17 protein-coding genes are annotated in these 23089 nt (G+C 74.2%); 9 read left to right on the plus strand and 8 right to left on the minus strand.

Annotation, left to right across the window (positions count from 1 at the left end; genetic code table 11):
- Positions 1–10 precede the first annotated feature (10 nt).
- From FZ103_RS04765 to FZ103_RS04775, 3 genes are all read right to left on the minus strand, one after another.
- Positions 11–733: an ABC transporter ATP-binding protein gene (locus FZ103_RS04765; RefSeq protein WP_155999139.1), complete on the minus strand. Its 723-nt coding sequence runs from the start codon at positions 731–733 to the stop codon at positions 11–13.
- A complete protein-coding gene (locus FZ103_RS04770) occupies positions 726–1520 on the minus strand; it encodes an ABC transporter ATP-binding protein (protein ID WP_343233381.1) in 795 nt (264 codons plus the stop codon). The genes FZ103_RS04765 and FZ103_RS04770 overlap by 8 nt, the downstream gene beginning before the upstream one ends.
- 182 nt (positions 1521–1702) lie before the next feature.
- Positions 1703–4528 carry an AAA family ATPase gene (locus FZ103_RS04775; RefSeq protein WP_343233382.1) on the minus strand — a complete coding sequence of 942 codons (2826 nt, stop codon included), beginning with the start codon at positions 4526–4528 and terminating at the stop codon, positions 1703–1705.
- Between the two features lie 397 nt (positions 4529–4925).
- Here FZ103_RS04775 and FZ103_RS04780 point away from each other — a divergent pair, with 397 nt between their 5' ends.
- The 3 genes from FZ103_RS04780 (at position 4926) to FZ103_RS04790 (ending at position 7940) form a co-directional block, all read left to right on the plus strand.
- Positions 4926–6023: a sialidase family protein gene (locus tag FZ103_RS04780; protein WP_155999144.1), complete on the plus strand. Its 1098-nt coding sequence runs from the start codon at positions 4926–4928 to the stop codon at positions 6021–6023.
- Positions 6024–6165: 142 nt separating this feature from the next.
- A complete protein-coding gene (locus tag FZ103_RS25970; protein WP_186355869.1) occupies positions 6166–6411 on the plus strand; it encodes a MoaD/ThiS family protein in 246 nt (81 codons plus the stop codon).
- Positions 6412–6767: 356 nt separating this feature from the next.
- Positions 6768–7940, plus strand: coding sequence for a hypothetical protein (locus FZ103_RS04790; RefSeq protein WP_155999146.1), 1173 nt, complete (start codon positions 6768–6770; stop codon positions 7938–7940).
- Positions 7941–8105: 165 nt separating this feature from the next.
- Here the strand turns inward: FZ103_RS04790 and FZ103_RS04795 are convergent, their stop codons facing one another.
- Positions 8106–8573, minus strand: a complete 468-nt coding sequence (locus FZ103_RS04795) for an NUDIX hydrolase (RefSeq protein WP_155999148.1) — start codon at positions 8571–8573, stop codon at positions 8106–8108.
- Between the two features lie 258 nt (positions 8574–8831).
- Between FZ103_RS04795 and FZ103_RS04800 the strand changes: the two genes are divergently transcribed.
- Positions 8832–10628, plus strand: a complete 1797-nt coding sequence (locus FZ103_RS04800) for a serine/threonine-protein kinase (protein WP_186355825.1) — start codon at positions 8832–8834, stop codon at positions 10626–10628.
- A gap of 79 nt (positions 10629–10707) precedes the next feature.
- Here FZ103_RS04800 and FZ103_RS04805 read toward each other — a convergent pair whose 3' ends face one another.
- The 3 genes from FZ103_RS04805 to FZ103_RS04815 all read right to left on the minus strand — a co-directional run bounded on the left by FZ103_RS04805 (position 10708) and on the right by FZ103_RS04815 (position 13884).
- Positions 10708–11649 (minus strand): MerR family transcriptional regulator, encoded by a 942-nt coding sequence (locus FZ103_RS04805; RefSeq protein ID WP_155999150.1) that lies wholly within the window; start codon positions 11647–11649, stop codon positions 10708–10710.
- 87 nt (positions 11650–11736) lie between these two features.
- Positions 11737–12735: a YafY family protein gene (locus FZ103_RS04810; protein WP_155999152.1), complete on the minus strand. Its 999-nt coding sequence runs from the start codon at positions 12733–12735 to the stop codon at positions 11737–11739.
- Positions 12736–12813: 78 nt separating this feature from the next.
- Positions 12814–13884, minus strand: a complete 1071-nt coding sequence (locus tag FZ103_RS04815; protein ID WP_155999154.1) for an endo-1,4-beta-xylanase — start codon at positions 13882–13884, stop codon at positions 12814–12816.
- A 205-nt stretch (positions 13885–14089) separates the two neighbouring features.
- Between FZ103_RS04815 and FZ103_RS04820 the strand changes: the two genes are divergently transcribed.
- Positions 14090–15133 (plus strand): LacI family DNA-binding transcriptional regulator, encoded by a 1044-nt coding sequence (locus FZ103_RS04820; protein ID WP_155999156.1) that lies wholly within the window; start codon positions 14090–14092, stop codon positions 15131–15133.
- A gap of 1077 nt (positions 15134–16210) precedes the next feature.
- Here the strand turns inward: FZ103_RS04820 and FZ103_RS04825 are convergent.
- The gene (locus tag FZ103_RS04825; protein WP_343233403.1) at positions 16211–17194 is read right to left on the minus strand and encodes a LacI family DNA-binding transcriptional regulator; all 984 of its coding nucleotides are present in this window, start codon (positions 17192–17194) and stop codon (positions 16211–16213) included.
- Positions 17195–17412: 218 nt separating this feature from the next.
- On the opposite strand from FZ103_RS04825, the gene FZ103_RS04830 reads away from it, so the two are divergent.
- From FZ103_RS04830 to FZ103_RS04845, 4 genes are all read left to right on the plus strand, one after another.
- Positions 17413–18699, plus strand: a complete 1287-nt coding sequence (locus FZ103_RS04830; protein WP_155999158.1) for an extracellular solute-binding protein — start codon at positions 17413–17415, stop codon at positions 18697–18699.
- Complete coding sequence (locus FZ103_RS04835; protein ID WP_186355826.1) at positions 18696–19667, plus strand: carbohydrate ABC transporter permease; 972 nt, start codon at positions 18696–18698, stop codon at positions 19665–19667. Before FZ103_RS04830 ends, FZ103_RS04835 begins: the two co-directional genes overlap by 4 nt.
- Positions 19668–19753: 86 nt before the next feature.
- Positions 19754–20581, plus strand: a complete 828-nt coding sequence (locus FZ103_RS04840) for a carbohydrate ABC transporter permease (RefSeq protein ID WP_155999409.1) — start codon at positions 19754–19756, stop codon at positions 20579–20581.
- Between the two features lie 92 nt (positions 20582–20673).
- The gene (locus tag FZ103_RS04845) at positions 20674–23058 is read left to right on the plus strand and encodes a glycoside hydrolase family 3 N-terminal domain-containing protein (RefSeq protein WP_155999162.1); all 2385 of its coding nucleotides are present in this window, start codon (positions 20674–20676) and stop codon (positions 23056–23058) included.
- Positions 23059–23089 lie beyond the last annotated feature (31 nt).

Consider the following 23089-nt stretch of genomic DNA (forward strand, 5'->3'; position numbering starts at 1 on the left):
CGGTCCCCTCTCAGAAGCCCAGATAGGCGTGGCGCATGCGGTCGTCGGCCAGCAGCCGCCGGGAGGAGTCCTCCATGACGACCTCGCCCTGGTTGAGCACGAAGCCGTGGTCGGTGATCGACAGCGCGCTGCGGGCGTTCTGCTCCACCAGCACCACCGTCAGGTCCTGGGCGGCGCGCAGCTCCAGCAGCAGGTGCATGATCTGGCGGGTGACCAGCGGCGCCAGGCCCAGCGAGGGCTCGTCCAGCAGCAGCACCCGCGGTCGGGCCATCAGCGCGCGGCCCAGCGCGAGCATCTGGCGCTCGCCGCCCGAGAGCGTGGCCGCCGGCCGGGACACCCGCTCGCGCAGCGGCGGAAACAGCTCCAGCACCTCGGCCATGCGCCGTGCGCGATCGCGCCTGCCCGAGCGCCACAGCCCGCCCAGCCGCAGGTTCTCCTCCACACTCAGCTCGACGATCACGCCGCCGCCCTCGGGCACGTGCGCCAGGCCGTGGTGCACATGGCGCTCCGCGGGAATCCGGGTGATGTCCGCGCCGTCCAGCAGGATGCGGCCGGCGTCGGCGCGCTTGAGGCCGCTGAGTGTGCGCAGCAGCGTCGTCTTGCCGGCCCCGTTGGCGCCCAGCACCGCGCAGATGCCGCCGCGCGCCACGCTCATGCTCACCCCGTTCAGCGCGGTGACGGCGCCGTAGCGGGCGGTGAGGCCCTCGACCTCGAGGATCGGCCGCTCAGCCATGCTCGCCCTCCTCCTCGGCGGCGCCCAGGTAGGCCTGGGCGACCACGGGATCGGCCTGGATCTCGGCCGGGGTGCCCGTGGCGATGACCTCGCCGAAGTTGAGCACCACGATGTGGTCGCAGACGTCCATCACCAGGTCCATGTGGTGCTCGACGAGCAGCACGCCCATGCGCGCGCCGAACGAGCGGATGGCCTCCCCCAGGGCGGCGATGTCCTCGCCGGAGAGGCCGCTGGCGGGCTCGTCCAGCAGCAGCAGCTCGGGTTCGGCGACCACCGCGCGGGCCAGCGCCACGCGCTTCTGCACGCCGAATGGCAGCGTGCCCGGCATCGCGCGGGCGGCGTCGGCGGCGCCGAACTCCTCCAGCGCGGCCATCGCGCGCTCGCGCAGCCGGCGCTCGTCGGAGTGGTAGCGGCCCAGTCCGGTGAGCATGGCCAAGGCGCCGCCGCGGGCCAGCCGGTCGGCGCCCACCATCACGTTGTCCAGCGCCGAGAGGCCGGGGAAGAGGTTGAGGCCCTGCAGGGTGCGGGCGATGCCCAGGTCGGCGAGGTGGTGGGGCCGGTGCCGCTGCAGCCTGCGGCCCTTCCAGGAGACGGCGCCGCGCTGCGGGCGCACGATCCCGGAGACGACGTTGAACAGCGTCGTCTTGCCGGCGCCGTTGGGCCCGATCAGCCCGACGACGGTGCCCGGCGCCACCGCCAGCCCGACGTCGTCGAGTGCGGTCAGGCCGCCGAAGCGCACGGTTATCCCCTCGGCGGCGAGTAAGGGGGCCGACGTTGTGGTGGTCACTTGGTCTGCTCTTTCGTGCCGGGCCGGCTCCCCGCTGGGGCGATACCGACCAGTTGGCATGTCGGGGGCGTACGGCGGCCGCTGCGGAGGCGGCCCGAGGATGACGGACGGAGGGGTCGGGGTCGGGGGGCGAAGGCCGGCTCTGCGCCCGAGGGGCGCGAAGCCGGCGGCGCCCGCTGCTCTCAGCGGAACATGCGGGCCAGATCCACTCGCGAGCGGATGTTGAGTTTGCGGAAGATCCCGCGTAAGTGGTGCTCGACCGTGCGCGGGCTGATGAACATGTGCGCGGCCACCTCGCGGTTGGTGGCCCCTTCGGCGACCAGCAGAGCGATCTGGTGCTGCTGGGCGGTCAGGCCGTGATCGTCCGCGCCCGGCTCCTCGGCCGCGGGCTCGGGATCGCCGATCGCCCTCAGCTCGCCGCGCGCCTGCTCCACCCACAGCCGGGCGCCGATCCACTCGAAGGTCTCCAGCGCCTCGCGCAGGTGCTCGCGGGCGCGGCCGGGGAAGCGGTTGCGGCGCAGCGTCGTGCCGTAGAGCAGCGCGGTGCGGGCCCGCTCAACGTCGTCGTCGCCGCAGGCGCGATGCAGCCGCAGCGCCTCCTCGAAGTGGTCGGCGGCCTCCTCTGAGCCGGCCAGCAGGCCGCGGCAGCGCTCCGCGACCGCCAGGCTGCTCAGGCTCCCGGTGGCCTCGGCCCACGCCTCGTACGGACCCAGCGCCACCTCGGCGCGGCCCTGCTCGCCGGTGCGCACGCAGGCCTCCACGAACACCGGCGCGGTCAGCAGCCGCATCGTGGGATGGCCGTAGCCCGGTCCGGCGTGGTTGAGCACCCGCAACCGCGAGAACGCGCCGCGGGCGTCGCCCTGGGCCAGCTCCAGCAGCGCCAGCGCCCAGGAGCTGAGCGCGATGGGCAGGCCCAGGCTGTTCTCGCAGGACCGCTCGGCCACCGCCCGCGCCCGCTCGTGGCAGGTCTCGGCGTCGCCCTGGATCGCGGCGAGCAGGCTCAGTGCGGCCAGGTGGTGGGTGGCGCAGTTGGGCTGGGAGGTCTCGCGGGCCAGCCGCAGACCGGTCATGCAGTTGCCGATGCCCGAGGGGAACCGGCCGCTCCAGAACTCCGAGTAGACCAGGAACTCCAGCGCCTGGGGCACCACCGCGAGCGCGCCGCGGCGCCGCGCGACCGACACCGCGCGGGTCGACAGCGCGTGCACCAGCGGAGCGTCGCCCAGCCGCAGGCCCGCGATGCTCGCCCAGATCAGTTCGGCGGGGGTGTCGATCTCCTCGGCCAGGTCGGCGGCCCGCCGCAGCGGGCCGACCGCGGCCGCGTAGTCCCCGGCGAAGGACAGCGCGCAGCCCTCCATGTAGGCGAAGGCCAGCCGCATGCCCGGCGGGTCGTTGTCGCGTGCCAGCGGCGCCAGCCGCCGGGCCGCCGCGGCGTGGCGCACGGGGTCGCCCGCGAACGAGGCGGCGTCGGCGGCGCGCATCAGCGAGCGCACGGCGAGCTCCCGGTCGTGGGGGAGCAGCCGCTCGGCCGTGGCCAGCAGCTCGTCGGCGGTGTCGATCGCATTGCCCTCGCGCAGCCCGATCTGGCCGCGGATGAGCTCCAGCACCCCGACCTGGCGCGGTGTCACGGCATCGGGCTCGGCGCGCTCCAGCAGCTCCGAGGCGCGGTCGGGCATCCCGGACAGCCACGCGTCCTGAGCGGCCGTGGACAGCCGGCAGGCCCGCAGCCGGGGGATCGGCGTCAGCTCGGCGGCCTGCTCCAGCGCCGCCGAGGCCACCGCGTGGCCGTTGAGCTCCTTGGCGGTGTCGGCGGCCGCGGCCAGTTCGGCCGCGAGGTCGGAGTCGGGCCCCTCGGCCGCCGCGGCGCGGTGGCCGGCATAGCGGGAGGGCTCGCGCTGCGGATCGACGACGCGGGCCAGCCGCGCGTGGGCCGCGCGCCGCCGCACCACCGGCGCGGCCTGGTAGACGGCGGTGCGCAGCAGCGGGTCGGTGAAGACCACCTGGGCCCCGTCGATGCGCACCAGTCCGGCGTTCTCGGCGGGTTCGAGGTCGCCCACGGTCGTCTCCGGCCGGCCCCCGGCGCGCACCAGCTGGTCGGCGCCGCAGTCGGGGTCGGCCGCCGCCAGCAGCAGCAGGTGGCGGGAGGGTTCGGGCAGGGCCTCCAACCGCGGCGCATACGCCCGGCGCAGCTCCTGGGGGAGCGGGAGCGTGCGCGGCAGTGGGCGGGTGCCCGACAACTGGTCGGGGGAGAGCGCCGCGACGAATCCGCGGGCCGCCAGCGGATTGCCGTGGCTGGCGCGCACCAGCTCGGCGCGCACCCCCGCGGCGATGCCGCCGGGTGCGGCGTCGCCGAGGACCTCGCTCAGGGCCGCATCGGGCAGCGGCCCCAGCGAGACGGCGGGGATGCCCGGCACGGCCGGCTTGGGGGAGTCGTCGCGGGCGGCGAAGACCATCGCCACCGGGTCGGTGCCCAGCCGGCGTGCGGCGAAGGCCAGCGCGTCCAGCGAGGCGGAGTCCAGCAGGTGGGCGTCGTCGACGCAGACCAGCAGCGGTGCGGAGTGGCCCAGCAGGCACAGCAGCCGCAGCACGCCGATGGAGAGGGGGAAGCGGTCGCTCTCGGCGATGTGGCCGGCCTCCAGCGCCTGCTCCAGCGCGGCTTTCTGGGGGGCGGGCAGTTCGGCGATGCGGTCGAGCACCGGGCGCAGCAGCCGCTGCAGCCCGGCGAAGGGCATCGCCGACTCCGGCTCGGTGCCCGCGGAGCTGAGCACCATCGCGCCCTTGAGGACCATGGCCTCCTGCGGCGGCCGCGAGCGGTGCACCTGCGGGGTGCGCGCCGCCTCGCAGGCGTGGTCCAGCAGCGCCGTCTTGCCGATGCCCGGCCCGCCGCAGAGCAGCAGTGCCGCGCCCTGGCCGGCTCGCGCGCCGTCGAGGGCGTCGGTGAGCATCCGCTGCTCCGACTCGCGGCCCCGGAGGCGGAGACCGGGGGCCGCATGGGGGGTTCCACTGGGCACGCCCTCAAGTTACACAGGCGTTAATCCCCCGGACAGAGAGGAGCCGGGAGACTGGTGATTTCACCGATACCGCGTTGCGTGAAGCGCGCGGTGCCGCTGGTAGCGGCGCGTCCGGAAAACGGCTCCGCTGCGGACGAGCGATCCCGGGCGCCCGCACCGCGCCCGTAGGTGCCCACGCGCGCCGGCCGCGCCTGCGGCGGGAGGCCGGGCGCCCACCCAAGAACAAATTACGAACGGTTGTACGAAAAATGCCCGCCCTTCGGTATGCTCTCAGTCACACTGCCCGCCCCGCGGTGCCGCGGCCGGGCGGCGAAGAGAGTGGGTACGGCCCACCCCGTCCGGTGCGCCCCGCCCACGGCCACGCAGCTCTGCCGAGCACTCACCTCATGGGGCGAATATGACGTATCTCCTGGTCATCGGGACACGCAAAGGATTGTTCACCGCCACCGGCGAGGACCGCCGCAACTGGGAGGTGCGCGGCCCGCACCGCCTGGACACCGAGGACTACGCCAACATGGCCGGAATCTATGCGGTGGGGGTCGACCCCCGCACGCGGCGGATCCTGGTCGGAGCCGAGAGCTCCCACTTCGGGCCCAGTGTGTGGTTCAGCGACGACCTGGGCCGGACCTGGCACGAGCCGCCGCGAGCGCCCATCGCCTTCCCCGACGACGTCGACGCCTCCTTCACCCGGGTGTGGCAGTTCGCCTTCGGCGACGAACCCGGCACCGTCTACGCCGGGGTGGAGCCCACCGCCCTCTTCCGCTCCACCGACGGCGGCGAAAGTTTCGAGCTGGTGCGCGGCCTGTGGGACCACCCCCACCGCGGCGACTGGTGGCCCGGCGCCGGGGGCGCCGCCATCCACACCGTGATCCCCGGCCGGGTGGCAGCCGACGGCACCGACCCGCAGGCCATGACCGTGGCGATGTCCACCGGCGGCGTGTACCAGACCCGCGACGGCGGCGCCTCCTGGAACCCCGCCAACCGCGGCATCAGCGCCGTCTTCCTGCCCGAAGAGGAGCCCGAGTACGGCCAGTGCGTACACAAGGTCGCCATCGGCGGCGACGGCGCGTTCTACGCGCAGAACCACCACGGCGTCTACCGCAGCACCGACCCCGCGGCCGGCTGGAGCTCCATCGCCGAGGGCCTGCCCACCGACTTCGGGTTCTCCTTCGTCACCCACCCGCAGACCCCCGGCACCGGCTTCGTGTTCCCGGTGATCAGCCAGGTCTGCCACCTGCCGCCCGGCGACCGCCTCGCCGTCTACCGGACCGACGACGCGGGGCGGACCTGGCAGTCGGCGGTCAAGGGACTGCCCGAAGACCCCTACTTCGGCATCGTGCTGCGCGACGGAGCCTGCACCGACGGCGCGGCCGACCCCGGCTTCTACTTCGGCACCCGCAGCGGCGACGTCTTCGCCGCCGATTCCGGCGGCGAGTGGTCCCAGGTGGCCGCCCACCTGCCCGACGTGCTGTGCGTCCGTGCCGTGGAGGTGTGAGATGGCCGTGACCGTCCTGCTCCCCCAGGTCCTGCAGGCCGACGCCGCAGGAGCCGCGCGGATCGACATCGCACTCGACGACACCCCGGCCGTGCCGCCCGAGGCCACGGCGCCCGATCTCTCGGCGCCCCGCGGCGGCCCGGTGCCCGCGCCCGCCCCGGCGGCCGCGGCGGCACCCGACACCCGGACCACGCTGCGCACCGTCCTCGACGAGCTCGCCCGGCGCCACCCCGGCCTGGATCGCCGCATCCGCGACGAACAGGGCCGGCTGCGCCGCTACGTCAACGTCTTCGTCGACTCCGACGAATGCCGCGCGATGGGCGGCCTCGACACGCCCGTCGCCGACGGGGCGGAGGTGCGCGTGCTGCCCTCGGTCGCCGGCGGCTGACCGGGGCCGCGTTCCGGCGGCGGAACCGCGGCCCGCTCCGTGCCGCTTCGGCGCTCCTGTGCCGCGGCCAATCCTTCAGGCCGCGGGCATCGGCGGCGGTCGTGCACGCCGTCGCGGCCGCCACGGGGCGCCGGGGCGGCGGACCGCTCATAGGGGACACGCGGGGGCCGCCGCCGCGCGCCGTGCAGGGGTGGCAGCGGCCGGCTGCGCCCGGCCGCTGCGGTTCCCCCGCACGGGGGAGCCGCCGGCGCCCGATCCGCTCCCGCGCGGGAGGCCCGCGGCGGCCGGCCGCGCGAGTGTGGGCACCGCATACCCGCAGCGCGGCCGCCGGGGCCGCCGGAGCGAGGGAGGACGCGATGACCACGGAGCGGTTCCGGCACGGCACGCCGAACGGGGGAGAAGCGGAAGCGGGGGCCGAGCGCCCGCCCGCGGGGGGCGGCCCCCGCGGGCGGGGGCGCTGGGCGCCGGCGGCGGCCGTCCTGTGGTCCACGGCCTATGCGTGCGCGGCGCTGTACTGGGCGCTGAGCGGGCGCGGCTTCCCTTTCGCCGACGTCCAGCACCTCTCGATCGCCCCGCTGGCCGCCCGCTTCGGCGAGGGGCCCGCGTGGGCGGCGGTGGTGGCGGCGGGACTGCCCGCGGCCGCCGCCGGCGCCGCCATGCTGAGCGGCACGCGCGCCGGTCGGCCGCTGCTCGTCGCCGCGGGCACCGCTGTCTCGGCACTGCTGCTGTTCGGCATGACCGACGTGCTGCTGCTCCAGGCCGTCGGCTACGTGCCCTACTCCGTCGTCGGCCTGCTCACCGGAAGCGAGGTCGGCGCCGCCTTTCTGGAAACGGTGTTCAGCTGGGGCATGCTGCACCGCGTCGCCTGCCTGGCCGGCGGATTCCTGTGGGCGGTCGCGACCGTGGCATATGCGCGCAGCAGCGCGGACCGCTGCCTGCGCTGCGGACGCGGCGAGGCGAGCCGGACCTGGACAGCACCGCGCTCGGCCGCCCGGTGGGGGAGGGCGGCGGTGCTCGTGGCCGTGGTGCCGCCGCTGCTGTACGCCACCACCCGCTTCGCCTGGGCGCTGGGCGTTCCGCTGGGTATCAGCCGGGAGTTCCTGCGCGAGGGCCAGCAGAGCGGGATGTGGGTTGCGGGCGCCTTCCTGGCGGGCTTCGCGGTGGTCGGCGCGGTACTGACGCTCGGGCTCATCCAGCGCTGGGGAGAGGTCTTCCCCCGGTGGATGCCGGGCCTGGCCGGCCGGCGGGTGCCCGTGGCCCTCGCGGTGGTGCCGGCTTCGCTCGCGGCGGTGCTGCTGATCGTCGGCGGGTTCGCGATGCTCTCGGGTTATGCGGAGATGGTCGCGTCGAACACCACGGGCGGCGAGCAGGACGCCATCGGCGGGCTGGTCGCGCTGTCCGGGGGACTGTTCCCCGTGTGGGGCGCCGCCCTGGCCGCCGCCGCGCTGGCCTACCACCTGCGCAGGCGCGGCGCCTGCCCCGAGTGCGGCCGAGGCGGCGCACCGGAGGAGGCCGCCCGGGCCCGCTAGCGGGCCGATGGCCGAGCAGGCCCCGCCCGTCGGTCCGCGGCCCGGCCGGCGGGTGCCCGGGGCAGGAGGGGGACGGTCCGGCCCGCGCCCGCTCCACCGTGCCCGCGGTGGCAAGGCCCGCACGCGGCATGCGGCGGGCGCGGGCGGCGGGAGCCGCCACTCGCGTCAGGGCACGTAGACGGTCGCGCCTTCGCTGCGCGCCTTGAGGGCGCCGGTCAGCCGGGGCGCGAGGGCCGGATGCAGCATGCCGGGTGCGGACTCGGGGTCGACGAAGGCGTAGTCGTCGAGCTCCTCGTTCTGCAGGGTGATGGGCACGTCGGAGGCCACCGTTCCGCAGTCGAAGACGAAGGACAGGAACGGCTTGGGGCGGGCGCCGCGCGGCGCGCTCCACTGCAGGGCCAGCAGCGTGCCCGCGGTCCGCTGCAGCCCCACCTCCTCGGCGACCTCGCGTTCGCACGCCGCGTGCGGGGCCTCGCCGTCCTCGACGACCCCGCCGGGCAGCGTCCAGTGCTCCCGGTAGTTGGGGTCGACCAGCAGTACGCGGCCGGCTTCGTCGGTGATCAGCCCGAACGCGGCCAGGTAGGCCGTGGGCAAGGTGGCGAACCACTGCTCGGGAGGAAGGAACTGCGCCATACCCGCAGCGTAGGCCGTGGCGGCGGCGGGAGCGACGCGGCCCCCGGCCGCAGCGGCCCCAGGACAAGGGGTAATCTACGATGTAAAGGCGGCTGTGTACGGTGCTCCACCCCCTAGACTGAACCCCCGTCGGTCCGGCGACCGCGAAGCTCCCCGACCTGGCGTGCGGCGCCGATACGGCCGCGACCGCCGGCGGAGTGGTTACGATCGCAGGGATCGAGCCACCCATCGACACTGCGGGAATGCGGAGGTACGGACGTGGGTCCGTTGGAGCACGGCGACCCGGAGCGCATCGGCCGGTACCGGCTGATCGGGCGGCTGGGCGCCGGAGGCATGGGGCAGGTGTACTTCGGGCGCTCGGCGGGGGGCCGCCCCGTGGCGGTGAAGCGCATCCACCCCCACCTGGCCACCGACACCTCCTTCCGCGAGCGCTTCGCCCGAGAGGTCACCGCGGCCCGCCAGGTCAGCGGCGCCTTCACCGCGCCGGTCATCGACGCCGACCCCGAGGGCGGCGTCCCGTGGCTGGTCACCTCCTATGTGCCTTCGCTGCCGCTGGACGAGGCCGTGCGCGACTACGGCGGACTGCCCGAGCACACGCTGCGCGTGCTGGCCGCCGGCCTGGCCGAGGCGCTCGCCGAGATCCACCGCGTCGGGCTCATCCACCGCGACCTCAAGCCCGGCAACGTGCTGCTGGCCGAGGACGGACCGCGCGTCATCGACTTCGGGATCGCGCGCGCCACCGAGGGCACCGCCGCCACCCAGTCCATCATCGGCACACCGGGCTTCATGTCGCCGGAGCAGATCCAGGGCGAGCACCTCACCCCGGCTAGCGACATGTTCGCCTTCGGCGCCGTGCTGGTCTACGCGGCCGGCGGGGTGGGACCCTTCGGCGAGGGCGCCATGCCCACCCTGGTCATGCGGGTCATGCAGCACGACCCCGACCTCTCCGCCGTTCCCGCGTCGCTGCAGCGGCTGGTCTCGGCCTGCCTGGCCAAGGACGCCCGCCACCGGCCCTCGCCGGGCGACCTGCTGGACGCGCTCGGCGACATCCCCATCGGCGAGTCCTGGCTGCCCGCCGCGGTCATGCGCGGCGTGCGCGAGCAGGTCGCCCGGACCAACGCCATGCTCAGCGGCGCGCCCGCCGCCGACGGCGCCGATCCCGGCGGGGCGACCTCCGTGCTCGGCGGCGCCGCGGGCGGCGCGGCCGCGGGCTCGCTGCCGGGCGACCACCAGCCCACCCGGGCCGCCGGGCAGGGCGGCGCCGACCCGACGTCGGTGATGGGGTCGGGGGCATACCCCGGCGACACCGCCCGCGCCCCGGAGAACCCGCCGCCCTACCACCCCGACGGGCCGGAGGCGGCCGGGCGGACGCGCGCCTACGACCAGGCCGCCCCGACGGCGGCCTACGGGCGGCACACCCGCGCCTACGAGCAGGACGGCCCCCACCCCACCGCCGCCTACGGCGCCGGCGAGCAGCAGGCGCCGCCGACCGCCGCGATGCCCCCCGCCTACGACGATCCCTACAGCGGCATGTACCGCGGCTCCACCGACCCCTACGAGGAGCAGCGCCGCCGTGAGGAGGAGCTGCGCCGCCAGCGCGAGGAGCAGCAGCAGCGCGAGGAGCAGCGCCGCAGGCAGGAGGCCGAGCGCGTGCACCGCGAGCGGGTGCGCGCCGAGCAGGAGGCCGCCAGGCGCGCCCAGGCCCAGGCCCGCAAGGCCGACCAGCCCAGCCTGTGGAGCTTCGCCAAGCTGCTGCCGCTGCTGATCATCCCGCTCATCCAGATCCCGCTGGGCACCGGCGTGTCCTACGCCTGGCAGTGGTTCACCACCGAGTCGGGCATGTGGAACGGGACGGCGTGGTACTACCCGGGCATCTTCACCCTCGACGGCTTCTTCCACGCCATGTACCTGGGCTACTTCCTGCTGAACAACATCGTCGGCGCGGAGTTCCTCGTCCGCTCGCTGGGCACCGGCTACGTAGTCGGGGCGGTGCTGGCGCTGGCCGTCATCGCGGGGACCAACGGGATGCTGTACTACTACGGCTTCTGGGGCTGAGGGGCCGCGCGGCGGGGCGGCCGCCCCGCCGCGCGGCCGCCCCGCACCGGCCGTCCTCCGGCGGCCGCGCGCCCCGCCGCTACGCGGACTCCGCGCTCGCGCGCAGGGCCGCGATGAACCACTCCCAGTCGGGCACGCGCGGCTCGAAGGCCGGCCACTCGTTGATCACCGCGACCAGTTGCCAGTAGCGCTCGACCCGGCGGTCGGTGAAGAGCTCGTACTCCTCGGCAAGGCGGCGGCGCTCGGCCGGGGTGTCGGGGCGCCCGTCCCGCAGCGCCGGCCCCGCCAGTTCCTCCACGACGGAACGGGCCTCGGGCGAATCGGGTGCGACCCCGGCGGCGCGCAGCGGGGCCACGGCCTCGGTGGCCCGGCAGCCCAGCTCGCTGTCGGGACGCTGGTAGGTGCCCTCGGCGCGGCTGCGCTCCTGGGCCAGCGACATCGCGCGGACCCGGTCGCGGAAGCCGGGGTCCTGGACCAGTCCGGCCAGCTCGACCCAGGCGTCCACCTGGGCGGGGCTGGGCTCGTCGGGCAGGTCCACCCGGACCGAGCGCATCCTGGCGACGAAGTCCTCGTCCAGGTCGAGGCCGCCGAAGACGGCGTCGTGGTAGTCGTCGATGATGCGCTGCCGCTCCTCGGCGGACAGGCGGGCGAGGTCGCTCATGAGCGTGATCTCCCGTTCGGTCGGTGTCCGGTCGGCGACGGTGCTCAGCACCGCGCGGCGCAGCCGAAGCGTCCGGATCCGCTCGTCAAGGGCCCGCACGTGTGCGGCGGCGACCTCGCCGAGGTCGGCCTCGCGGTTCAGGACGGCCCGGATCGCGGCCAGGTCGATCCCGAGCTCGCGCAGGGTCCGTACCAGGTCCAGCCGGGCCGCGGCCTCGGCGTCGTAGAGCCGGTAGCCCGCGTCGCTGCGGGCCGTGGGCGGCACGATGCCCTCGTCGGCGTAGAACCGGATGGCCTTGACGCTCAGTCCGGTGCGTCGGGCCAGCTCACCGATGGTGTGCAGGCCGTGCTGCGTGTTCATGCCGACCATCGTGGAGTCTCCCCTGACAGGAGGGTCAAACCGCTTTTCGCGAGGGTCGCGCCGGAGGCGGCGCGCTCGCGCGGGGTGTCACCGGGCATACAGCGCGGCACCCTCACGCAGATGGCGGGCCAGGGCCGCGCGCAGCTCCGCGGGCTCCAGCACCTCGATCTCGGGACCGTAGGCGGCGAACTCCGTGGTCGCCACGGGCACCGACTCCACCCGCAGCTCGGTCTCGCACCAGCCGTCCGCGCCGGGCTCCAGCCCTTCGGCGCCGGCTGCGGTGATGGGGGAGGACAGGGCGCGGATCAGGTCCAGGCCGCGGCGGGTGAGCCGCACTCGGGCGCGCATCCGGTGCCTGCTCTGCTCGAACTCCCGCGACCATTCCGCCCACGACGCCGCCAGGTCGAACCCATCGGGACGCTCGAAGACCTCCTCGCGCACGTGCAGGTCGCACACCCGCGAGACGCGGAAGGTGCGGGGGGCCTCGGCGGCCGCGCCGCCCGGGCGGCCCGCCTCGGGGTGCGGGCGCGCCAGGAAGTACCACGTGCCGCCCTTGAGCACGACGCCCAGCGGGTCGAGCCGCCGCCGCACCTCTGCGCCGTCCCACCGGCGGTAGGACACGTCGATCGTGCGCTGGTCCCATACCGCCGCGGCGACGGCGCTCAGCTGCGGGGTCTCCTCGGCCTCCCGCCACCAGCCGGGTGCGTCCAGGTGGAAGCGCGAGCGCACGCGCTCGGCGCGTTCGCGCAGCTCGGCGGGCAGGGCCGCGAGCAGCTTGAGGTCGGCCGCGGCCATCTCGGCGCCCAGCCCCAGCTGCGCGGCGGCGTCGGGCAGGCCGGCCAGGACCAGTGCGCCGGCCTCGCCGGAGGTCATGCCGGTCAACCGGGTCCGGTAGCCGGCCACCAGCCGATAGCCGCCTCCGGTGCCGCGGTCGGCGTACAGCGGGATCCCGGCCGCGCTCAGCGCCTCGACGTCGCGGTAGATCGTCCGTTCGGAGACGTCGAGGGCCGCGGCCAGCTCAGCCGCCGTCATCCGCCCGCGGTTCTGCAGCAGCAGCACCAGCGAGACCAGTCGGCTCGCACGCATGGACCCAGTATGCAGCGCCCCCGGCGGGCGGTTCCCGATCCCGCGGGCGGCGCCCCCGGGGCGCCCGGCCGGATCCGGTCAGCGGCCCAGCGCCTCCTGCATGGCGCTGTAGGCGGGCTTGGGCGCGTAGCCCTGGTCGAAGGGCAGGGCCGCGCCCCAGCCGGGGAACCAGGAGGGGATCCAGGAGTCCGCGTCGCCCACGCCCCAGACGGTGACGCCCTTGCAGCCGCTGACCGCCAGGCAGGTCTCCACGACCGTGCGGTAGTCGTCGGCCTGGGCGCGCAGCTCCTTCTCGCCGGCGGGCATGCCGATGCTGACGTCCAGCTCGGTGACGGTCACCTCCAGGCCGAGTTCGGTGAACCGGCGCATGTTCTCGGCCAGGTCCTCGGGTACACCGCCCACCCGGAAGTGGCTTTGGAAGCCGATGCCGTGCAGCGGGACGCCCGCGTCCAGCAGCGACTTCGCCAGTTCGTAGAGCGCGTCGCTCTTGGCGTTTCGGCCCTCGATGCCGAACTCGTTGATGTAGAGGCGCGCGTCCGGGTCGGCCTCGTGGGCGGTCTTGAGGGCTTCGGCGATGTAGTCCTCGCCGAGCGTCTTCAGCCACATGTTGGGGCGCAGCTCGCCGCCCTCGTCGCGGAAGGGCTCGTTGATCACGTCCCAGGCGTAGACGCGGCCGCGGTAGCGCTCCAGCACCGTGCGGATGTGCTCGCGCATGATCGACCGCAGCTCCTCGGGTCCGAAGCCGCCCTCGGTCAGCCATTTGGGGTTCTGGTTGTGCCAGAGCAGGGTGTGGCCGCGCATGCCCTGGTGGTGCTTGCGCGCGAACTCGACGAGGGCGTCGGCGTGCGACCAGTCGAAGACGCCGCGCTCGGGCTGCAGGGTGTCCCACTTCATCACGTTCTCGGCCGTCAGCGTTCCGTACTGGTCGGCGAGCATCGTGCGGTAGGCGCGGTTCTTCTCCAGCACGAAGGGGTTGGCCGCGGCGCCGATCCGGATGCCCTGCCGGGCGCCGAGCTCGCGCAGCGGGACCCCGTCAGGGTGGGGCTGTGCGGCCGCGGCCTGCCCCCCGGCCACGGCCGGCGCCGTGAAGAGCAGGAGGCTGCCGCCGATCGCCAGAAGGCGCAGGCGTGTGGAGCGTGGAGTGACCATGGGGCGACCTCTTCCCGGCGAATTCGCCGCTGACCTGCCGATTCCCGATGAACCTGTCGAATTCCGTGGTACCGCGCGCGGCGGCGCAGAGGGAGCCGACACGCGCGGTCGGCCCGTATCGGACCTCTCCGGAGGCATCGGTCCCCAGCCGGGTGACCTGGTAGGTTTCTGGTGCGGTGGCGCACTCGCAGGCGGGGGGAACCAGATGGGGCGGCGCCCGACGATCGTCGACATCGCCAGGGCGGCAGGGGTATCCAAGGGCGCCGTCTCGTGTGCGCTGAACGGCCGCCCCGGCGTATCCGACACCACGCGCAGCCGCATCCTGCAGATCGCCGGCCGGCTGGGCTGGGCGCCCAGCAGCGCCGCGCGCGCCCTCTCCGACGGCCGCGCAGGGGCGATCGGGATGATCATCGACCGGCCCGCGCCGGTGCTGGGCGTCGAGACCTTCTTCATGCGCTTCATCGCCGGCATTCAGGAGGAGCTCGCCGACGGCGACACGGCGCTGATGCTGCAGTCGGTCGACGAGACCTCGCCGGAGCTGACCACCTACAAGCGCTGGTACGCCGAGCGCCGCGTGGACGGCGTGCTTGTGGTCGACCTGCGGCGCGACGACCCGCGGGTGGGCGCCCTGGCCGAGATCGGCCTTCCCGCGGTGGTCGTGGGCGGCCCCGAGGGCACCGGGGGCCTGCCGTGCGTGTGGGCCGACGACGGCGGTTGCATGCGCGCGGCGGTCGCGCACCTGGCGCGGCTGGGTCACCGGCGCATCGGCCGCGTGGCCGGTCCCGAGGCGTTGGTGCACACCGGCGTGCGCACCGGGGCGCTGGAGGAGTCGGCGCGCGAGCACGGCATGGCACCGCCCCGCACCGTCCACACCGACTACACCGGCGACGGCGGGGCCCGGGCCACGCGCGAGCTGCTGGCCGGCGCCGAGCCGCCGACCGCGCTGGTCTACGACAACGACCTGATGGCGGCGGCGGGGCTCGGTGTGGCCCAGGAACTGGGGATCGCGGTGCCGGACCGGCTGTCCGTCATCGCCTGGGACGACTCGCCGCTGTGCCAGGTGGTGCGGCCCGCGCTGACGGCGATCCGCCGCGACCTGCACGAGCACGGCCGCCTGGCGGCCTCGCTCCTGCTGGAGGCGGTGGCCGGCGGCGCCGCCCGGCAGGTGCCGGCCCCGCTCGGCGAGCTCGTCGCCCGCGGCAGCACGGCGCGGGCGACGAGCGACCGGCGGCCGACGACCGGCGACTGACACAGCCGGGCGTCGCTGGGTGCCGCCGCCGGGCGACCCACGGTTCACCGCGGTGATTCCAGCGTGCTGACGTGCGGTTTTTGATTTTCGGACTAATTTCGATATGTGATCTCTTGGTGCCACATGGCGACCGTGTTACATTCGTCACTGCATGGGAGCGCTCCCAATCAGCGCTCAGGTGGCCGTAACCCGGACGTGTACGACCCGAAGGGAGAAGACCCCGTGGGCCGACCCCCGCGTCGACGCAGCCGCACGGCTCCTCCGCCCTCCGCGGCGGGAGCGGGATCCGCCACCGCCTGCACCGCAGCGCCCGCTGTCGAGGGCGTTGCGCTCCGCCCGGCCTGAGCCGCACCGCCGACCGGCTGCCGACCCCAGGCACCGGCCGCACCCCTGATCCGCGACCGGACGCGGCCCACCCGCGGGCCGGCCCGGCACCCCCGGCTACCGACCGACGACTGCGAGGAACCGCCATGACCGACCCGAGCCGCGCTCCGCGCCGCCGAAGGGACCGCAGCGCTCCCCGCGCGGCGGCTCCGGGCGGGGAGCGGGGCGCCAACCACCGCGCCGTGCGCCGCGGCGCCGGTGCGGCGGGTCGGGCGGCACTCCTGCGCACCACCGCCGCCAATTCCGCGCCTGCCCACCGCGCGTGCGGGGGCAACGGTGCGCGGTACGGGCGCCGGCCCGCGCGCCGCCGCCCCACCCCGCCGCCGGCAGGCGGTTCCGGGCGGGTCCCCTGCGCCCGGAACCGCCTGTGCCCCCGCGCCTCGTCGCCCGCCGCAGACCCGCTGCGGGGCGCGGCGCAAGCGGCGACCGACGCCCTGGGGCGTCACCCCGATCCCTGGGACCGGCCGCATCCATATCACTGCGGCCTCGTGCGGCCGGTTCCAGGCCTGTACCGCCGGACGGAGGAGCCCGCGGCGCCGCCGCGGGGCGGACTTTCCCGGAAACGGCGCCTTTCTGCCCCTTAAAGGCGCCGCTGCGACGGGGGGCGGGACGGCTGCGGTCCCGCCCCCCGTCCGTGTTCGGGGCGTTCCCGCCGCGGGGGCACCCGCGGGGCCCCGCCCGGCCGCCGCCTGCTCAGCGGTGCCGCGGCGGGGCCGTACTGTGGCGGACGACCAGGTTGGTGGCAAGGTCCAGGCGCAGGTTGGGCGGCTGCTGGCCGCGACTGAGCATGAGCGCCAGCCGGGTGGCCTCCTCGGCCATCTCGGTCAGCGGCTGGCGCACCGTCGTCAGGGGCGGACCCACCCAGCGGGCCACGGGCAGGTCGTCGTAGCCCACAACGCTGAGGTCCTCGGGGATGCGCACCCCCAGCTCCCGCGCCGCCTCGTACAGGCCCATCGCCTGCAGGTCGCTGCCCGCGAAGATCGCGGTCGGCGGGTCGGGCGAGGTGAGCAGGTCGCGGCCGTGGCCGTGCCCGCCCTCGATGTGGAAGTCGCCCGAGCGGATCAGGCCGGTGTCGATCGGGAGCCCGGCGGAGTCCAGCGCCGAGCGGTAGCCGTCGATGCGCGCGCGGCTGCACAGCACGTCGGTGGGGCCGCCGATCACGGCGATGCGCCGGTGGCCGAGCTCGATGAGGTGGCGGGTGGCCACCAGGCCGCCGTTCCAGTTGGCCGAGCCGATGGAGGGGACGTCCTCGTCGGTGTCCCCGGTCGGGTCGACCACCACGAACGGGATGCTGCGCGCGGTCAGCCGCGCCCGCTGATCGGGGGCCAGGTCGGAGAAGACGAGGATCGCGGCCGTGGACTGGCGGCCCAGGACGGCCTCCACCCAGGCATCGCGCGGCGTCTGCTCGCCGCCGGACTCCGAGAGCACGACGCTGAGCCCTTCGGCGCGGGCGATGCGTTCGACTCCGCGGATGACCTCTATCGCCCATGCGCTGTCGAGCTCGTGGAAGACGAGGTCGATCGTCGGAGAGCGCCCGGCGCCGGGTCCGCGGCGCCGGCGGTAGCCGTGCCGGTGGATCAGCTCCTCGACGCGCGCGCGGGTTTCGGGCGCGACGTCGGCGCGTCCGTTGAGGACCTTGGAGACCGTCGGCACGGACACCCCTGCGGCCTCCGCAATTTTCGAGATCGTGACGGGTTCGGATCCGGCGGGGCCCTGGGGTATCGGTGCGGGTTCTGCTGTCACAAGGTCGCATTTTACTGGGAGTCCTCCCGAGGCGACGCAGGGGGAGGGTGACGAACTTCTCGTGGAGTATTGACGGCGTTTGTGGCAGCGCCGTAGATTCTGGCAGCACGCATTGCGATAACTTGTCCGATAGTTTCGATAAGGACGTAGCCATGAATCCCCACAGGGCCGGCGCCGCGGGCGCACTCGCGCTGCTCCTGTTCACCGCCACAGCTTGCGGAGGCTCCGGAACCGGAGGCTCCGGCGACGGCGAGATGAACATCGCGCTGCGCCAGGACTCGCTCGCGGTGGTGCAGGAGAACGCCGTCAAGCGGTTCAACGAGCAGAACGACGGCAGCAAGGCCGTGCTGAACCAGATCGCCCCCGACGGTTACGAGGACAAGCTCCGGACCATGATGGGCTCCGGGCAGCAGGCTCCCGACATGTTCTTCAACTGGGGCGGAGGCAGCATCGAGCCCTACATCGAGCAGGAGATGCTCCTGCCGCTGGGCGCGACGCTGCAGGAGAACCCGGAGATGGAGGACGCCTTCATCCCCTCCATCATGGAGGCCGGCAAGGTCAACGACACCCAGTACGGCATCCCCCTGCGCGGGACGCAGCCGGTCATCCTCTTCTACAACGAGAAGGTCTTCGAGGAGGCCGGCGTCGAACCGCCGGAGACCTGGGGCGACGTCCAGGACCTCATCGACACGTTCAAGCAGGAGGGCGTGACCCCCTTCGCGCTGGGCGGGGCGACCCCCTGGACCGAGCTGATGTGGGTGGAGTACCTGGTCGACCGCATCGGCGGACACGAGGTCTTCGAGCGCATCGCCAAGGGCGACTCCTCGGGCTGGAAGGACCCCGCGGTCCTGGAGTCCGCCCAGATCATCCAGGACCTGGTCGACGAAGGCGCATTCGGGCAGAACTTCGCCTCGGTGGGCTACGACGACGGCGCCGCATCGGCGCTGCTCGCCGAAGGCAAGGCGGCCATGCACCTGATGGGCTCCTGGGAGTACTCCACCCAGCTCGCCGACGCGCCCGAGTTCGCCAAGGAGGACCTGGGCTACGTCCCCTTCCCGCCGATGCCCGACGGTGAGGGCCACCCGCAGGCAGTGGTCGGCAACCCGACCAACTACTTCTCCATCGTCGACGACGGCGACACCGAGGCCGAGACCGAGTTCCTGAAGCAGACCTACAGCGACGCCTACGTCAAGGACCTCGTCAAGAACGGCGAGATCCCGACCACCACCGGCGCCGAGGAGATGCTGGACGAGGCACCCAACCCCGACTTCGCCAAGTTCCAGTACGCGATGGTGCGCGACGCGCCCACCTTCCAGCTCTCCTGGGACCAGGCCCTGCCCCGTCCCCAGGCCGAGCCGATGGTGACCGAGATCGAGAAGCTGTTCAACAAGCAGGTCACCCCGCAGGAGTTCGTCGACAACCTGGCGGCCCTGCAGTGAGTGTCGCCTCGCCCAACCGGGACGGACTCACGGCTCCGGAACGGTCCCCGGCGCGCACCGCCCGCAGCGGCGGTGCGCGCCCTGGGGCGCCCCGGGCCGGACGCCCCAGCGCCCTGTGGGGGCTTCCCGCACTGCTGTTCTTCGGCCTGTTCGCCGTGCTGCCCATGGTGTTGGTGGTCTACCTGTCGCTGACCACCTGGGGCGGACTGGGCACCCCCCAGTTCATCGGGATGGAGAACTGGACCCGCCTTGTCGGTGATCCGGTGATGCACCAGGCCATCGGGCTGACCGTGATGCTGACCGTCGGAAGCTGGGCCGTGCAGACGCCCATCTCGCTTCTGCTGGGCGTATGGGCCGCCGGCAGGCAGCGCAACCGGGCCGTGCTCTCGGCGATCTTCTTCGTGCCGCTGCTGCTGTCCTCGGCGGCCATCGCCCTCATCTGGAGGGCACTGCTGGATCCCAACTTCGGCCCGCTGGCCAAGATCGGCCCCATGATCGGGATGCCCGGCCTGGACTTCCTGAGCAGCGAGAGCGGCGCCTTCGGCGTGATCCTCTTCGTCAGCGCCTGGCAGTTCATCCCGCTGCACACGCTGCTGTACCAGGGCGGGGCCCGCCAGATCCCCGAGTCGCTGTACCAGGCGGCCGAGATCGACGGAGCCGGGCGCTACCGCGCGTTCTGGCACATCACGCTGCCCCAGCTGCGCAACACCATGACCACCTCGTCGGTGCTGATGGTCGTCGGCTCGCTGACCTACTTCGACACGGTCCTGATCATCACCAACGGCGGGCCCGGACACGCCACCACGATCGTTCCGTACCTGATGTACGAAGCCGGGTTCCAGAACTACCAGTACGGCTACGCCAGCGCTGTGGCCTGCGTGCTGGTGGCCGTGGCCACCATCGCCTCGCTGCTGATGGTGCGCTTCACCGGATTCGGCAAGATGCGCAGCACCCGGGAGGGGATGTGACCGCGACGTCGCCGGCGCGTACCGGCCAAGACGCCCGGACCCCGGGCCCCGCAGGCCCGAGCGGAGGCTCCGGCAGGCACGCGGGCCTGCGGAGCTGGCGCCACCGGCCCAACCTGGTCGCCGGCCTGGGCGCCTTCGTGTGGCTGCTCGTCGTGGGAGTCCCGCTGTACGCCCTGCTGGCGGCCACCTTCCAGCAGAGCTCGGAGTACCGGTCGGCGGGGCCGCTGGCCCTCCCGACCGACCCGACCCTGGACAACTACGCCCGGGCGATCGAGAACGGGCTGGCGGGGTTCGTGCTGAACACGATCCTGGTGACCGTGGGCGTGGTCGCCCTGGTCGTCGCCCTGTCGGTGACGGCCGGCTACGCCATCGTGCGCACCCGCAACTGGATGAGCGACTCGACCTTCCGGATGTTCCTGCTGGGCCTGGCCATCCCCAACCAGGCGGTCATCATCCCCGTCTACCTGATCATCGTCCAGATGGGGCTGTACGACTCGCTGATCGCCATCGTGCTGCCCACCGCCGCGTTCTCGCTGCCGGTGTGCATCCTCATCCTGGCCGGGTCCATGCGCGACATCTCCGACGACCTGTACGAGGCGATGGCGCTGGACGGGGCCGGGTCGGGCCGCACCTTCTTCCAGCTGGTCGTGCCGCTTGCGCGCTCGGGCATCAGCACCGTGGCCGTCTACTCCGCCCTGCAGGCCTGGAACGGGTTCCTGTTCCCGCTGATCCTGACCCAGTCCGCGGAGAACCGGGTGATCACCCTGGGGCTGTACGAGTTCCAGGGCGCCTACCGCACCGACATCGCCGGCCTGCTGGCCGCGGTGGTGCTGGCGACGGTGCCGCTGTTCATCGTCTACCTGATCGCCCGCCGCTCGCTGGTGAGCGGACTGATGGGCGTCGGCGGAAAGTAGCCGGCGGCCCGCCCTCCCGTGCCCTCACCGGAACCGACAGCCACGAAGGAAGCCCCGCGCGAGCGGGGCTCCGCAATGAGTAAGGACGGTATATGACGCCCCACTCCAACCTCGCCCCCTGGCAGGACGCCGCGCGTCCCGCCGCAGAACGGGCGGGCGAGGTTCTTAGGCTCATGACCTTAGAGGAGAAGGTCGCCCAGCTCTATGGAGTCTGGGTGGGCGCCGACGGATCCGGTGAGGGCGTCGCCCCCCACCAGCACGACCTGGCCGAGGAGCCCCCCGAATGGGAGCGCGTGATCGCCCACGGGCTGGGCCAGCTCACCCGCCCGTTCGGCACCGCTCCCGTCGACCCGGCGATGGGGGTGCAGGCGCTGGCCAACTCCCAGAAGGAGATCGCCGCCGCCAACCGGTTCAGCATCCCCGCCCTGGCCCACGAAGAGTGCCTGTCGGGCTTCGCCGCCTGGAAGGCCACGGTGTATCCGACCCCGCTGGCCTGGGGCGCCTCCTTCGACCCCGACCTCGTCGAGCGGATGGCGGCCCAGATCGGCGCCTCGATGCGCAGCGTCGGGGTGCACCAGGGCCTGGCCCCGGTCCTGGACGTCACCCGCGACCTCCGCTGGGGCCGCACCGAGGAGACCATCGGCGAGGACCCCTACCTGGTGGGGACCGTGGCCACCGCCTACGTGCGCGGGCTGCAGTCCACGGGGATCGTCGCCACGCTCAAGCACTTCGCCGGCTACTCGGCGTCGCGGGCCGGACGCAACCTGGCCCCCGTCTCGGCGGGACCGCGCGAGTTCGCCGACCTGCTGCTGCCGCCGTTCGAGATGGCGATCGTGCTGGGCGGCGCCCGTTCGGTGATGCCGTCCTACACCTCCAACGACGGCGTACCCGCCACGGCCGACCCCGCCCTGCTCACCACCCTGCTGCGCGAGCAGTGGGGCTTCACCGGGACCGCGGTCTCCGACTACTTCGCGGTCACGTTCCTGGAGACGTTGCACGGCACCGCCGGCTCGGCCGGCGAGGCGGCGGCCGCGGCGCTGAGCGCCGGGGTCGACGTCGAACTGCCCACCCTGCGCTGCTACGGCGAGCCGCTGGCAGAGGCGGTGCGCCAGGGCAAGGTCTCCGAGGAGCTCGTCGACCGCGCCGCCCTGCGGGTGCTCACCCAGAAGTGCGAGCTGGGGCTGCTGGACGCGGACTGGAGCCCGTTCCCGGCCGAGCCGGCGGATGCGGCCCCGGGCGAGAGCGAGGCCGCATCCGGCACCGAGATCGACCTGGACCCCGCCGAGCACCGCGCCCTGGCCCGGCGCCTGGCCGAGGAGTCGGTGGTCCTGCTGGACAACTCCGGCGACGCGCTGCCGCTGGCGGGAGGGCGCCGCACCGCCGTGGTGGGGCCGCTGGCCGACTCCACCGAGGCCATGCTGGGCTGCTACTCCTTCCCCGCCCACGTGGGCCCGCAGCACCCCGACACCGAGATCGGCCTGGCGGTGCCCACGCTGCTGGAGTCGCTGCGCGCCGAGCTGGGCGAGACCGCCCTGGACCACCGGCGCGGCTGCGGGGTCGACGACCCCGACACCTCCGGCATCGCCGAGGCCGTCGCCGCCGCCGAGGCGGCCGAGGTCTGCGTGGCAGTGGTGGGCGACCGCGCCGGGCTCTTCGGCCGCGGCACCTCCGGCGAGGGGTGCGACGCCGCCGACCTGCGGCTGCCCGGGCTGCAGCACCGGCTGGTGGAGGAGCTGCTGGAGACCGGCACCCCGCTGGTGCTGGTGGTGATGAGCGGGCGCCCCTACGCGCTGGGCGGCCTCGCCGAGCGCGCGGCCGCCGTGGTGCAGGCCTTCTTCCCCGGCGAGGAGGGCGGCCCAGCGGTCGCGGGCGTGCTTTCGGGCCGGGTCAACCCCAGCGGCCGGCTGCCCGTGGCGGTGCCGCGGGACAGCGGCGGCCAGCCCGCCTCCTACCTCGCCCCGCCGCTGGGCCGGCGCAGCGAGGTCAGCTCGGTCGACCCCACCGCCCTGTACCCCTTCGGCCACGGGATCTCCTACAGCTCCTTCGCCTGGACGGACTTCCGGGTGCACGGGCGGCCCGCGGGCTCCGCCGACCCGGTCGCGACCACCACCGACGGCTCCTTCACCCTGGGCTGCACGGTGCGCAACACGGGAGCGCGCGCCGGCGCCGAGGTCGTCCAGCTCTACCTGGCCGACCCGGTGGCCCGGGTGAGCCGGCCGGTGCGCAGCCTCATCGGCTATGCGCGCGTGGAGCTGGAGCCGGGCCAGGAGCGGCGGGTGGAGTTCGCCGTATCGGCCGACCTGGCGGCCTACACCGCCCCCGACGGGCGCCGCATCGTCGAGGCCGGCGATCTGGACCTGCAGCTGGCCGCCTCCTGCGAGGAGATCCGCCACAGCGCGCGGGTCCGCCTCGACGGGCCCACCCGCGAGGTCGACCACACCCGCCACCTGGTGAGCGAGGCGGCCGTGGCCGAGTAGCTCCCAGCAGGCCTCGGGGAAGCGGGCCGGA

Origin of the sequence: Streptomonospora sp. PA3 (assembly GCF_009728995.1) — a bacterium.
Taxonomy (GTDB): domain Bacteria; phylum Actinomycetota; class Actinomycetes; order Streptosporangiales; family Streptosporangiaceae; genus Streptomonospora.